Raw genomic sequence first — 14,562 nt, 5'->3', positions numbered from 1 at the left:
TGGATTAAATCTGACGGGTTTTTAAAACCCGTCAGATTTAGATGTTTATTTACTAAATCCCAGAACTTCTCTTACTTTGGCTAAAACACCATCAGCAATTACTGAAGCTTTTGAAGCTCCTTTTTTCAGTTGAGCATCAACTTCATCAAGGTTGTTCATGTAATAAGTGTATTTTTCTCTTTCGGTTTTAAATCTTTCTGTAATAAGCTCAAATAAAGCTTGTTTGGCGTGACCGTAACCGTAGTTTCCACCCAAATAGTTTGCTCTCATTTCGGCAATTTGAGCTTCTGACGCCAGTAATGAATAGATTGCAAAAGCATTACAGGTATCCGGATTTTTAGGATCTTCAAGAGGGGTACTGTCGGTTTCAATACTCATGACCTGTTTGCGTAACGTTTTGTCATCCAGGAAAATATTAATGATATTGTTTGCAGATTTACTCATTTTTCCACCATTCGTTCCCGGTATCAGCATAATGTCTTCCTGAATTTTAGCCTCAGGAAGTACAAAGGTTTCTCCCATTTGGTGGTTGAAACGTGAAGCGACATCACGGGTGATTTCTAAATGCTGTAATTGATCTTTACCAACCGGAACAAACTCGGCATCATACAATAAAATATCAGCGGCCATTAACATGGGATACGTAAAAAGTCCGGCGTTAACGTCGTCTAAACGATCGGCTTTATCTTTAAACGAATGTGCCAGAGTCAGACGCTGAAAAGGAAAAAAGCAACTTAAATACCAGGTTAATTCTGTCGTTTGTACCACATCAGATTGTCTGTAGAAGGTTACTTTATCAGGATTTAGACCACAGGCCAGCCAGGCAGCGGCAGTGCTGTATGTATTTTCTCTAAGAGTTTTACCGTCTTTAATTTGTGTAATCGAGTGTAAATCAGCAATGAATAAAAAGGATTCATTTGCCGGATTGTTTGATAATTCGATTGCAGGAATAATTGCTCCTAATAAATTGCCTAAGTGTGGCGTTCCAGTACTCTGAACACCGGTAAGTATTTTTGCCATTCTCGTTTTTTCTTAATCTTTCAATCACAAAGATTGCAAGTTTATTTTTTTTAACCGCAAAGGTCGCAAAGTTTTTTACAAAGTGGGCAAAGTTTATCGAACATCTCGTTGATTTTAAGTTTTATTTTGGAGAAAAGAGTAACATTTAAAATTTCTAAGGAGCTAAAAAATCCAAATTCATTTCTGATTTATTACATTTGAAACCATGAAAGGATTAAAAATTATATTTTGGGTTTTATGGCGTGTATGGTTTTATATTTTAATGGCCATTCCGATATTGATTATGCTGCCGTTTTTGCTAATTTCTATAGCATCAGAGAAGGGTTACCCCTATTTTTTTAAAATGGCCCGCATTTGGGCTAAATTTATCCTTTTCGGGATGGGTTTTTATTATAAAGTCGAGCGTGAAGAGAAGCTGGTTCGAAATAAAAGCTATATGATCGTGGCCAATCATACTTCGATGACTGATATTATGCTGATGCTGGCTCTTGTTAAAAATCCGTTTGTTTTTGTTGGAAAGAAAGAGCTTTCAAAGATTCCTTTGTTTGGGTTTTTCTATAAGAGAACCTGTATTTTGGTTGATCGCAGTTCTTCGAAGAGTAAAAATGAGGTTTTTAAAAGAGCACAAAAAAGACTTAATCAAGGACTTAGTATTTGTATTTTTCCTGAAGGCGGAGTTCCGGACGATGAATCTATTTTACTGGATGAGTTCAAGGACGGTGCTTTCCGTTTGGCAATAGAGCACCAGATTCCAATAGTTCCCATTGTTTTTGCGGACAACAAGGAACGTTTCTCCTATACTTTTTTCAGTGGAAGTCCCGGAAAAATGCGTGCAAAGGTACTTCCTTTTGTTTCTACTGATGGATTAACTGCTGACCATAGAAAAGAACTTCGGGATCAGGTAAGACAGATGATTTATAAAGATTTACTGAAGTTTAAAAACAAAGAGTAATAACTCATTTTAAGGATAAAACCCGGCAAAATTTTTAAAATTGCCGGGTTTTCTTTTGAATTAAAATTACTCCATTTTATATTCAATACTGATTATCTGTGAATTATTTTTTCAGAAATAAAACGCAATACTTTTCTCAATTTCAATTTGGTTTTTTTACGGTTTTTGTTGTACAACACTTCTATTTTCTCTTTCATGGTTAAAATACTTTGGGTTGATACTAAAGAGTTTATTAAAACTCAAGTTAACGACATACTAGTATAGAGAGTAAAAAACGAAAAAGGTTGCGTGAAAAGGTGAAAAAAATAATAAAAACCCGTTAGAACCAAAAAACTAACGGATTTTTATTGAACAAACCAACCAAATTTAAAGAAAAACCTTTGATCAGATACTTTTGGCTAAGCATCAGTCAAATCTTTTGTCTCTTAATTAGATGGCGAGGTTCCGTAATGGTTGCGTCAGTAAATGCATTTTTTTTTAAATAAAAAACCCGATCATCTTTTAAGAATGATCGGGTTGTATGTAAAGTATTGATTGTAAATACTTTTTAAGATTTTAAGCGTCTGCTAATTCTTTGATATGAGCTTTAATTTTAAGTTCAAGTTCGTCCGCTAATTCAGGATTATCTTTGATTAAAGCTTTTACAGCATCGCGGCCTTGTCCTAATTTGGTGTCTCCGTAGCTAAACCATGATCCTGCTTTTTTAACGATTTCAAATTCAACCGCAAGATCAAGTATTTCACCTGTTTTAGAAACTCCTTCTCCGTACATGATATCAAATTCGGCAGTTTTGAAAGGTGGAGCAACTTTGTTTTTTACAATTTTAACTTTGGTTCTGTTTCCGATTACATTTTCACCGTCTTTAATTTGCGAAGAACGACGAATATCTAAACGTACTGAAGCGTAGAATTTTAAAGCATTACCTCCCGTTGTAGTCTCAGGATTACCAAACATAACACCAATTTTTTCTCTCAATTGGTTGATGAAGAAAACGGTACAGTTTGTTTTACTGATGGTTCCGGTAAGCTTTCTCAATGCTTGTGACATCAAACGTGCATGAAGACCCATTTTGGAATCTCCCATCTCACCTTCGATTTCACTTTTTGGAGTCAAGGCAGCAACAGAGTCAATTACCACAATATCAATTGCTCCTGAGCGAATTAAATTTTCGGCAATTTCCAGAGCTTGTTCCCCGTTATCAGGTTGTGAGATGATTAAATTTTCGATATCTACACCTAATTTTTCAGCATAATTTCTGTCGAAAGCATGTTCAGCATCTATAAAGGCAGCTATTCCGCCTGCTTTTTGAGCTTCAGCTATTGCATGCAATGTTAGAGTGGTCTTACCAGATGATTCCGGACCGTATATTTCAATAATTCTTCCTTTTGGATATCCATTTACTCCAAGGGCTAAATCAACCCCAAGTGAGCCAGAAGAAATCGTTTCTACCTCCACAATGGCTCTGTCGCCCATTTTCATTACGGTTCCTTTTCCGTAGGTTTTGTCAAGTTTATCAAGCGTTAATTGTAACGCTTTTAATTTGGCTTCTTTGTCTGAACTCATCTTTTCTTAAATGTCTAAATTGTTATTTTTTTCTTTCAAATAAATTCAAAGAAGATACTAACTTCTTGATCTTTATTAGTCAGGCTTATATTTTGTAAAAATAGTTCTTTTTTCGAAGTTTGATTGTTCCAAATTGTCACAATTTGTACTACAAGAATAAAGCCTTTAATTCTGTGGCATCTGAAGGATTTAGTTTCCCGGCCAGTACTAAACTAAGCTGTTTACGACGCAAAGCGGCATCAAAACGCTGTATTTCAAGTTCAGTTTCAGGCAATATAGCAGGTACTTCTACAGGTCTTCCGGTATCGTCTACTGCTACAAAAGTGTAAATGGCTTCGTTGGCTTTGGTTCTGTTACCAGATTCGCGGTCTTCTACCCAAACATCAATGAAAACTTCCATTGAACTTTTGAAAGATCTTGAAACTTTTGCTTCAACGGTCACAACACTTCCCAACGAAATGGCTCTGTTAAAAGCCACGTGATTTACAGAGGCTGTAACTACAATTCGGCGGGAATGTCTGCGGGCTGCAATACTTGCGGCACGATCCATTCGGGCTAATAATTCGCCACCAAATAGGTTGTTTAAAGGATTTGTTTCACTTGGTAAAACTAAATCGGTTAAGATAGTAAGGGACTCTGATGGGTGTTTTGCATTCATTTTTTTACTGTAAATTTTATTTTTTGCCACAACTTTATTTCTTGATTTCAATTCAATTTTGTTTTTAGAATGTTGAATCTGTGACGATTTTATTTTAATTTTTTATTGACTTTAATACGTTATTATGTCAAATTAGTTCAACCAGTAAACCGCCATTACTGCCGGAATAAAATAGATAACGATGGTTCTTGCACCGTCATAATCTTTGGCTAACCGCTGTCCGAAAAGCATCATTAACAATGTGATACAGGAAAATATAGCGCCGTATAAACCAAATTCGCGACCACTGTCGGTGAGCAATTGTATCGCTCCAACAACACATAAAATTCCGGAGATCAATTCCATAACTAAGAGATGAAGCAGGGCAAGTGGTACTTGATTTTTAAGTCTTGTTTGGGCAAAATGTCCTTTAAGCCACTCGACATTGTCTTTCCAGTAAAATATTTTTTCGTATCCGGACTGTAAGAAGGTTAAAGCTAAAAATGCTAATAGTAAAATGGAGGCAACATTATTCATTTGATAACTATTTTTTGTGGATTAAACGAGTCAGTTTTATAGATAAGTCGGTTAGAATTATTTTTGCATTTCCGTTCCTTTCGATATGATACATCGCATCTGAAAGTTCTTTGAAAATTTCGTGAATATTGTTTCCGTTAACAAAAGGCGCAAAATTTTCGAGTTTGAATTTATCTACTTTTGGTTCAATGTACACAAGAGTAGGAGCCTGGTAGTTAAGCAGCAAAGCTTGTCGAAACATTTCCATGCAAAACTGGATGAATTTTTTCTGACTTTCACGCCCCAAACCGGCAATTTCTTCACTCCAGGAGATTAAATCCTGAATGGCTGCGGCATTTCCTTTTGCTCTAAACGCGGCACGAACCCAATTGACAAACCATTGTTCGAAAGGTAACTCCGTATCATCTTCTTTTATGAGATGTAAAGCTTTGCTAAAATTTCCTTGTGCCTGATGGGCAATTTTAAAAGCTAATTTTTCGTCGATATTTTCTTTAGAAACTAAAGCTTCTGCAATCACTTTTTCGGGAAGCCCGTTAAAATGAATGACCTGGCAACGGGAGCGGATGGTTTGAATGATATCTTCTTCATTTTCAGAAATGAGAATGAAAATAGTCTTGTCCGAAGGTTCTTCGAGTAATTTCAAAAGTTTATTGGAAGCAGCGATATTCATTTTATCGGCCATCCAGATAATCATAATTTTGTATCCGCCTTCGTAGGATTTTAACGAAAATGATTTCAGTACTTCCTGTGCATCTTCAACACGAATTTCTCCTTGTTTGTTTTGAACACCAAGTACTTTGTACCAGTCAAACAAACCTCCATAAGGCATTTCCTGAATAAAAGTACGCCAGTCCTGAATAAAATCTAAACTTTTGGGTTTTGTTTTGACATCCTCTGTGGTTACTGTGGGATAAATAAAATGCAGGTCGGGATGAGAGAGGTTTTGAAATTTCAAATTGCAGGAATCATTTCCGTTTGAGTTTTCGTCTCCTGTATTGTTGCACAAAATATATTGTGCGTAGGCAATTGCTGTTGATAATGTGCCACTTCCTTCCGGCCCAATGAAAAGTTGTGCATGCGGAATTCGTCCGGAAGCTGCACTTTTTATCAAGTGACTTTTGATGTAATCCTGACCTAAAATTTGAGAAAATTGCATGAAGCAAAGATAGAAGAAAATGATGTAGTCAAAAATTTTAGCTCAAAAGTTTATCTATTCAGAGAGATTTCTAATAATCATGAAGATTTCGGACTATTTTTTTGCCGTTTGTTAACCAACTTTTGTTAATAAACATGGCAAGATGTGGAGATATTAAGACTTTTTTGTTAATAGTTTTTTGCTACAAACGATTAACGGAAGCTTTTTTTGATTAATAATATAGCACGTCGCTTTTGTTTTTATAGCTAATATCTTACCCTTTGAGATTGAGTCAATTTTAACTAAAACCTCGTTAAAACGCACATTTTCTCGACATAACGCTGGTTTTTAAGCTTTTTTTAAGCTTTTTTTTTGAAAAAAGAAATCAATAAAGTTGCAGTTTAAGTTAATTTCTATATTTTTGTTTTTATGAACAACCAATTATAAACTAAGAATCTATGAAAGGGAAAATTATTTTATTAAGTGCACTTTTTTTTATGACGACTGGTGCCATTTCGGCTCAGGCGAAAAATGCTCCAAGAAGTATAATCAGTACAACTGCGATTATTCGCAAATACCATGATCAAAAAGAATTGAGTGGTATGCAGAAAGGAGAACTTTTAGAATTGTACATCGAGCGTATTAAAGTTTTAGTAAAAACTCTTCCTTACATTGCTTTGGTAACAAAACCAGGAGTTACTATGGCCGACTTAGGTATTCCGGACGATAACGAACACAAAAAAGTGTTAGATGGTCAGGCCGTTGGTACAACAACATTTTTAGATACAACAGTAGAATTTCAAAGAAAGATGATGCCGTATTCTGATAAAGGAAACTTAATCGCTGCAATTTTATTCTACGAAAGCACATTGAAATCTTTACACGAGTTCAACGAATTGAACGAAATGTAATATTATATAATTTTTTAAAGTTTTTTTGGAAATGTTTACGCAGATGATTAAATTTATGTAGATGTTTTTAAAAAAGGAATAAAAAACAACTCTCTCGAAAAGTTCTGTACATCATCAGAAAATTCGAGATGAGTTTTTTCATTTACGCATACCCAAATTTATTATTAACTTAATACCCCCATATCATGAAAAAAATTACTCAAATGATCTGCGTTCTTTTGACAGTTACGAGTATGAGTGCTCAACAAGAGAAAGGAATTATGGGCTACAACAATTGGTTGAACAACTGGACCGAATTTAAGCCTAACAAAGTAGAGTATGGAGAAGCAAACCAAATTTTAGCAGGAAATATTTCTGTTAATACTAAATTGCTGAAAAAGAATATTTATGTACTGCAAGGAAATGTTTATGTTACAAACAATGCAGTTTTAACTATTGAACCGGGAACTTTAATTATTGGTGATTTTGAAACAAAAGGAACTCTTGTTATTACAAAAGGTGCCCAAATTATGGCCGATGGTTTAGAAACAGATCCGATTGTATTTACTTCAAACCGCAGCCAGAAAAAAGCTGGAGACTGGGGTGGAATCGTAATTCTTGGTGATGCACCAATTAATAAATTTGGAAATGTTGGTTCTTACAACTTAGATCTTGATCCTAGTTTAACGACTTACGGTGGTGATAATGCTGCGGCTAATTCAGGAATTTTAAGATTCGTAAGAGTTGAATTTGCAGGTAAAAAAGTAAAAGGTGTAGACACTTTCAACGGTATAACTTTTGCCGGTGTTGGATCTAAAACAGTACTTGACAACGTTATGGTAAGCTACTCTGGTGGTGACTCATTTGCCTTTTTTGGAGGTGATGTAAACGCTACTAAATTTGTATCTTATAAATCAATCAACGACGATTACAAATTTACTCAGGGTGTACAATGTCGTTTGTACAATTCATTAGCAGTAAGATCTTCTTATTTATCAAGTAACAAAGACGGTTCTCGTTGTATGGAGGTAAAATCTTTCGAAAAGAAAAGTGAAACAGATTTTACTAAAAAACAAACTTTAGTTGTTGCAACTAATATTACTATGCTAAATGACAGCGAAAACATCAAAGCTGATATTCAGTCAGGTTTAGTAAAAGAAGCTGTTTTTGTGGCTGAAAATGCCTCTCTTGAAATGAAGCGTAGTGTAATTTCCGGATTTAATCCAGCTGTTTTATTAGACAGTAAAACAGAAATTAATGATGCTAATCTTAAGAAAATCAAATTTGAAGAAATGTACTTCAACCTATGTAACGGAAATATCTTTACAGAGTACAACTCAAACAATGAAGATTTAGAAAGCTGGTACGGAAATAGCGTATTTTTCAATGTGTATTCTCAAAGTAACAACAGAGAGACTTTCATTGATATCTTCAATCCTAAGAAGCCGGATTTCAGATTACAATTAGGAAAAATTACAGCGTCTAGCAGCAACAGATAATAGATTTCGATTTTTATTTCAGCGTAAATTTTATTAATAAAGTCCCCAGACACAATTTATGTATTCGTCTTAATACCGGACAAATAAAGATCAAGACATAATGGCACCATCTAGAAAAAAATATTTTACATATATAATATTTTTGGTTTTCCCTATTTCGCTTAGTTTATATGCTCAAAATACCACAGTAGAACGACCTACTTCTACTGAAGCATTAAGCGAAATAAGAGGCTGTGAGAACCAAAAAATAAAAAATGCTGATCAGGTATGTATCGGCGAATTAGATAATTCTAATCAGTTATTAGCAGGGCTATCCATCCCCAAGGATAGCCTTTCTATGGCAGCTGAAGGGAAAGATCAGAATTCAGAGTGCAAAGAAAATTCACTTTTAACCGGTTCTTTTTCAGTTCTTGCAAAAGATATTATCGAGAACTATAAGTACGATTTTTCTGAAACATTTATTGATATCCTCTTTTTTGAAGACATAGATTTAGCAAGAACACGCACTATATGATTCAAAAAATTACCCCAAATTTTACCAAATTAGTGCTTTTGTTTTCTTTAGTTGTTTTAACTAGATTAAATTCATATGCCCAAACACCGGTGATAGGACCACAGCAGCTTCCCTTTGAGAGAATCTGCGCTGGTCTTATCGTCAATGGTGTTGTGTTTAATGAATATTTTGCAACGTTCAGCTATGTGGATTTTCCGGCTGGAACAACTTTTGCCGTTGAACTTTCAGATGAGGCAGGAAATTTTACAAATCCAACACCTACTACTACACTTTCGATTACAGATGATGCTGCTTTAAAACAGCAGACCATTAAATTTGCGATTCCAACTAATCTAAAAGGATCGGATGTATACAGCTTACGCGTTAAAAGTTTAAATACTACACCTGTAGTATATAGCCCAAGATTTAAGAATGCTGTCGGAAATCCGACTTTTGCTGTTTATTACAGTACTTATGTAAGTTCGTTTTATATTAACGAAAAACAACCAACAGCCTCTTTTTGTGCTGGTGGAAATCTTACTCTTTCCGTTTATAATCCTACCCCTTCTGATCAGGCTTCTTCACCTGCTAATTACCCAAATCTAAAATACAAATGGTACAAAGATGGTGTGGTAATTAACGGACAAAGCTCTAAAGATTTGATTGTAAATGCAGCAGGAAAATACTACGCTGAAATTGACTATGGTTTTTGTTCTGATGTAAACTTTAGTTCTAACCGTGTTGATGTAACCACGTCAGGATCGGGAGGATCAGCTGTTACTATTAGCTCTAGTTTAGGAAACCCATTTTGTGCATCCGGATCAGGAACTGTTTTAACGGCTACATCCGGAAATACTTATGTATGGAAAAAAGACGGAGCAATAATTTCCGGGGCTACTACTCGTAGTATTAATGCAAATGTATCAGGAGTTTATACTGTACAGGTTGATTTTGGAGGATGTAGTGCTACAGGAACTATCGATCTAAAAAGTAATAGCTTTAATGCGAGTATAGACGCACCGGAAACCACTTCATTAAACGAGGGGGAAACTCTGAATGTTTCGGTTACAACAGATGCTTCGAGTCCTACTTTTGAATGGTTTTTAAATGGAAACGCAATTGCGGGTGCAACATCAAGTTCTTATGTTGTATCTGTTCCAGGTAATTACAAAGTTAAAGTTTCTCAGGCATCAGGCTGTGTTTCTTCTCAGGAGTTTAGTTTTAAAGTGACAGGACAAATGGGACCAACTACTGTTATCCCAAACGTAGTAAGTCTCCAGAATCCTTATTGGAATATTCCTGATGTTTATAAAACGGCCCAGACCAAAATCATAGTTTTGAGTACCAACGGGGAAATTGTGTATGAAGGAGCAGGCAGTGATTATGACCCTCAGGTCAATTCGTTTATAAAAGATTTTAAAAATGTCAATCCGGTATATTACTATGTCATTAAATCCGATAGTGGTGAAAAAAAAGGATCAATAACTGTAATAAGGTAATATGAAGAAAATTTTACTATTCATCACGCTATTTTACGGTTTTTCAAATACACTCTATTCTCAGGACAAAAATGAGGATGGAGTTGTTTCGTTTTCGTTACCTATTAGAAATTCTTTAAAATTCAATCGATATTTAATTAACCCGGCTTTTAGCTTTGTTCGTGAAACAAATGCATATGCCAGTTTTTATAATAAGAGACAATGGGTGCAGTTTGAGAATGCACCAAACACCTATTTAGCAAATTATTCGGGCCGTTTCAGAGAGAATGAAGCTTTTGCTTTTGGTCTGTTTCAGCAAAATTATGGTTTAATGACTGTCTTTGGAGGAATCGGAAACTTTGCTCATAACATCGTTTTAGAGCAGGACAGTAATTTAACTTTTGGTTTAAATGTTGGAGTTTACCAAAGTGGTTTAAACAAAGGAAAAATCATCACAAATGATCCAAATATTTTGATGGGTGATTATCCGTCAAATACTTTGCTTACGGTTAATCCGGGAGTAAATTACGGAACAGAGTTCCTTGACTTTGGATTAGCGGTAAATAATCTAATTCTTTACAATTTCGGTGGTGGAATTGTGAAAGAAGACCCTGAAAGAGCGATTCAGTTGCACGCCATGTATACAGGATATATTGACAGTTATGGTTTTTTTGACAGAAGTAAATTTTCAGGAATTGTAAAAACAGAAGTTAAAAAAGGTAAAACAGTAATCTCTGGACTTGCAATGATCGCAATTCCGAAAGGAGTTTGGGCACAAGCTGGATACAATACTTTATATGGAATTTCTGCCGGTCTTGGATTTAATATTTCTCCAAGTATCGCATTTGAATATAACTATGAAAAAGGCATGGGAAATTTTACCAATATGGGAGGTTCTCATGAGTTTACAATCGCTTATAAGTTTAAAAATAAGAACTATTACTACGGTGACGATGAAGAAGGTTCTTTACTAGATCCGGCTAAACCAAAACCAGTATTGGCCAAACCATCATCAGGAACAACCGCTGAGAGAACCGATGGTGCAGAAAAAGCGAGACTGGCTGCCGATGCTAAGGCTAAAGCAGATGCGGAAGCACTTAAAGTGAGACTTGCTGCAGCCGAAAAAGTGAAGGCTGATGCCGCCGCGGCAGCAAAAGCAAAATTAGAAGCGGACAATAAAGCGAAAGCTGATGCCGAGGCTCTTAAGATAAAAATAGCTGCTGACAATAAAGCAAAAGCTGATGCAGCTGCAGCCGCCAGAGCACAAACTGCCACAGTAAACAGAGCTGTTGCAGCAGAACAAAAAACACAGGCACAGCTGGCTGCAGACAAGGCAAGAGCCGATGCTGAAGCTCGTAGGATAAAATTAGCTGCGGACAATAAAGCGAGAGTAGATGCGGCTGCGGCTGCAAGAGCGAATGCTGCTAATGCTAATAAACCTGCAGCAACGCCACAAAAAACACCAGCTCAATTAGCTGCTGATAAAGCTAAAGCTGATGCCGAAGCTATGAAATTAAAATTAGCTGCAGATGCTAAAGCCAAGGCTGATGCGGAAGCTGCTAAAGCAAAAACTGCTGCAGAAAATAAACCGGCAGCAACATCACAAAAAACTCAGGCACAATTGGCCGCCGAAGCTAAAGCGAAAGCGGATGCCGAAGCTGCTGCGAAAGCTAAATTGGCCGCTGATAAAGCGAAGGCGGATGCGGAAGCTCTGAAAATAAAACTAGCGGCAGATGCTAAAGCCAAAGCAGATGCTGCAGAAGCAAAACGTAAAGCTGATGCTAAAGCGAAAGCGGAGGCTGCAGACTTACAATCCATTTTAGCTGCTGATGCAAAAGCTAAAGCCGATTCAGATGCGCTTCAGGCGAGACTGGCTGCTGAAGCCAAAGCCGCTGCCGCTGCTGCTGCGAAAACAAAGGCAAGTATAGATGCTGCCAATAAAGCAAAATTAGCTGCTGAAGCGAAAGCTAAAGCTGCTGAAGAAGCTGCCTTAAAAGAAAAACAAGCTGTTGAGGCTAAAGCCAAAGCAGATGAAGAAGCAAGACAAGCAAGAATTGCAGCTGAAGCCAAAGCTAAAGCAGATGCTGAGGCTCTTAAGGCAAAATTAGCTGCCGATGCAAAAGCTAAAGCGGATGCTGAAGCCCTTCAAGCGAAGTTGGCTGCCGATGCAAAAGCAAAAGCAGATGCTGAAGCCCTTCAAGCGAAGTTGGCTGCCGATGCAAAAGCAAAAGCAGATGCTGAAGCCCTTCAAGCGAAGTTGGCTGCGGATGCAAAAGCAAAAGCGGATGCTGAAGCTCTTCAAGCGAAGTTGGCTGCTGATGCTAAAGCCAAAGCCGATGCAGAAGCTCTTCAGGCGAAATTAGCTGCAGATGCTAAAGCTAAAGCTGATGAAGAAGCGAGACAAGCCAGAATTGCTGCTGAAGCTAAAGCTAAAGCGGATGCTGAAGCCCTTCAAGCGAAGTTGGCTGCGGATGCAAAAGCGAAAGCTGATGCGGAAGCCCTTCAGGCAAAATTAGCTGCTGATGCCAAAGCAAAAGCTGATATGGAAGCTTTACAAGCTAAATTACTTGCGGATGCAAAGGTAAAAGCGGATGCAGAAGCAACTGCTAAAGCGAAAGCTGATGCAGAAGCAAAAAAATTACAGGAAGCGGAAGAAGCCCGTTTGGCAAAATTAGCTGCTGATGCTAAAGCGAAAGCCGATGCAGAAGCTCTTCAGGCAAAGTTAGCTGCCGATGCTAAAGCGAAAGCTGATGCCAAAGCTAAAGCCGACGCAGAAGCCCTTCAAGCGAAATTAGCAGCAGATGCCAAAGCAAAAGCTGATGCAGAAGCTCTTCAGGCAAAGTTAGCCGCCGATGCTAAAGCTAAAGCCGACGCAGAAGCTCTTCAGGCTAAAATAGCTGCGGATGCCAAAGCTAAAGCCGACGCAGAAGCTCTTCAGGCTAAATTAGCAGCAGATGCCAAAGCAAAAGCTGATGCGGAAGCTCTTCAGGCGAAATTAGCTGCCGATGCGAAGGCAAAAGCAGATGCGGAAGCTCTTCAAGCGAAGCTAGCAGCAGACGCTAAAGCTAAAGCCGATGCCAAAGCGAAGGCTGATGCTGAAGCCCTTCAAGCGAAGTTAGCAGCAGATGCCAAAGCAAAAGCAGATGCGGAAGCTCTTCAGGCAAAATTAGCTGCTGATGCTAAGGCTAAAGCCGATATGGAAGCCGCACAAGCGAAGTTATTGGCAGATCAAAAAGCGAAGGCAGATGCGGAAGCGACAGAAAGATTAAAAGCCGAGGAAGAAACAAGACAGTTACAATTAGCAGAAGAAGCGCGTCAGGCAAAATTAGCTGCCGATGCTAAAGCCAAAGCGGATGCGGAAGCTCTTCAGGCAAAATTAGCTGCCGATGCACTTGCAAAAGCTGCTTCAGCTCCAAAAGATGATACAGCGAAAGCAATAGATAACTTATCTCAGTCTATCGAGAGCGCAAGTAAAATGCAGAAAGATTTATTGGCACAGTTTAATACAACAGTGGCAAGTAAACAAAGAGACTTGAACGACTTAAGAGAAGAGAATGATTTAAGTGAAAAAGGAATTTATAAAGAACCAAAACCTTTCAAAAGCGTAGCAGCCGAGAACAGTCAGCTGGAAGCTTTAAAATCTCAACTTGCTGAAGTAAATAAAGCACAGAAAGATGAAATTGAGAAGTTGACTAATCTTTACAATGAAAGGCTTAAAAAGGTTCCAAATAAAAACGATGCTTTGAACAAAGCTTATCTCGAAAAGATAAACGAGTTAAAGGCAGCACAATTGAAAATGGAACAGGATAGTGCAACATTACTTTCTAATTTAGAACGTATCAAGGCTGAGACTGAAATTGAGAAAAAACGTAGAATCAAACGTGCAGCATATGAAAATGATCAGGGCCGATATGCACAGGATGTTGCCGCTCTTAAACGTATTAAAGAAACAACGAAGTTAAGCAGTACGCCTCTAACAGCAAGTGATTTTGATTTTGGTGAAGACCAGTCAAATATGCAGATTATCAAGAATATTAAGAATGCTGATGGTGGATATTATTTAATTATTGCAGTTCACAGCAGCGTTGAAAAACGCGATCAGTTCCTTGCTAAAGCAGTTGCAGCAGGACGTTCGGATGTTAATTTCTTTTACAATGTAACGACAAGTAAGTATTACATCTATTATGAGAAATTCGATGGACTGTCAGAGGCTACAAAAGCACTGGAAGCAAAAGGGACTAAGCCATACAACGGGAAAATGGCAATTGTGAAAGTGGAGAATTAATATAATTATTGAGAATAAAGCCCCGTTCTTCTTGATTTTTTAAGAAGGACATCTATTATAAATGTTTCAGAAT

The 14,562-nt window shown here is 37.3% G+C and carries 11 protein-coding genes; 6 read left to right on the top strand and 5 right to left on the bottom strand.

Annotated features, from left to right (window positions below; genetic code table 11):
• Window positions 1-45: 45 nt before the first annotated feature.
• Window positions 46-1,020 (bottom strand): tryptophan--tRNA ligase, encoded by a 975-nt coding sequence (gene trpS / locus ACAM30_RS08145; RefSeq protein WP_369618040.1) that lies wholly within the window; start codon window positions 1,018-1,020, stop codon window positions 46-48.
• A gap of 205 nt (window positions 1,021-1,225) precedes the next feature.
• Between trpS and ACAM30_RS08140 the strand changes: the two genes are divergently transcribed.
• Window positions 1,226-1,972, top strand: coding sequence for a lysophospholipid acyltransferase family protein (locus tag ACAM30_RS08140; protein WP_369618039.1), 747 nt, complete (start codon window positions 1,226-1,228; stop codon window positions 1,970-1,972).
• Window positions 1,973-2,527: 555 nt separating this feature from the next.
• Here ACAM30_RS08140 and recA read toward each other — a convergent pair.
• The 4 genes from recA to ACAM30_RS08120 all read right to left on the bottom strand — a co-directional run bounded on the left by recA (window position 2,528) and on the right by ACAM30_RS08120 (window position 5,865).
• On the bottom strand, window positions 2,528-3,535 hold the full coding sequence (gene recA, locus ACAM30_RS08135; protein ID WP_369618038.1) for a recombinase RecA: 1,008 nt from the start codon (window positions 3,533-3,535) through the stop codon (window positions 2,528-2,530).
• A 148-nt stretch (window positions 3,536-3,683) separates the two neighbouring features.
• The gene (locus ACAM30_RS08130) at window positions 3,684-4,193 is read right to left on the bottom strand and encodes an acyl-CoA thioesterase (RefSeq protein WP_026109914.1); all 510 of its coding nucleotides are present in this window, start codon (window positions 4,191-4,193) and stop codon (window positions 3,684-3,686) included.
• A gap of 132 nt (window positions 4,194-4,325) precedes the next feature.
• Window positions 4,326-4,709 carry a DoxX family protein gene (locus tag ACAM30_RS08125; protein WP_369618037.1) on the bottom strand — a complete coding sequence of 128 codons (384 nt, stop codon included), beginning with the start codon at window positions 4,707-4,709 and terminating at the stop codon, window positions 4,326-4,328.
• Between the two features lie 7 nt (window positions 4,710-4,716).
• A complete protein-coding gene (locus ACAM30_RS08120; protein WP_369618036.1) occupies window positions 4,717-5,865 on the bottom strand; it encodes an ATP-binding protein in 1,149 nt (382 codons plus the stop codon).
• Between the two features lie 437 nt (window positions 5,866-6,302).
• On the opposite strand from ACAM30_RS08120, the gene ACAM30_RS08115 reads away from it, so the two are divergent.
• The 5 genes from ACAM30_RS08115 (at window position 6,303) to ACAM30_RS08095 (ending at window position 14,489) form a co-directional block, all read left to right on the top strand.
• Entirely contained in the window at window positions 6,303-6,755 is a 453-nt protein-coding gene (locus ACAM30_RS08115) for a hypothetical protein (RefSeq protein ID WP_017495775.1), read from the top strand.
• 185 nt (window positions 6,756-6,940) lie between these two features.
• Complete coding sequence (locus ACAM30_RS08110; protein WP_369618035.1) at window positions 6,941-8,233, top strand: hypothetical protein; 1,293 nt, start codon at window positions 6,941-6,943, stop codon at window positions 8,231-8,233.
• Between the two features lie 100 nt (window positions 8,234-8,333).
• Entirely contained in the window at window positions 8,334-8,747 is a 414-nt protein-coding gene (locus tag ACAM30_RS08105; protein WP_369618034.1) for a hypothetical protein, read from the top strand.
• Window positions 8,744-10,225, top strand: coding sequence for a gliding motility protein SprC (gene sprC / locus ACAM30_RS08100; RefSeq protein WP_369618033.1), 1,482 nt, complete (start codon window positions 8,744-8,746; stop codon window positions 10,223-10,225). Before ACAM30_RS08105 ends, sprC begins: the two co-directional genes overlap by 4 nt.
• A 1-nt stretch (window position 10,226) precedes the next feature.
• Window positions 10,227-14,489 (top strand): type IX secretion system membrane protein PorP/SprF, encoded by a 4,263-nt coding sequence (locus ACAM30_RS08095; RefSeq protein WP_369618032.1) that lies wholly within the window; start codon window positions 10,227-10,229, stop codon window positions 14,487-14,489.
• Window positions 14,490-14,562 lie beyond the last annotated feature (73 nt).

This window comes from Flavobacterium sp. CFS9 (assembly GCF_041154745.1).
In the GTDB taxonomy this organism is placed as follows: domain Bacteria; phylum Bacteroidota; class Bacteroidia; order Flavobacteriales; family Flavobacteriaceae; genus Flavobacterium.
Note: the sequence above shows the minus strand (reverse complement) of the source record. Positions and strands in the feature narration are given on the sequence as shown.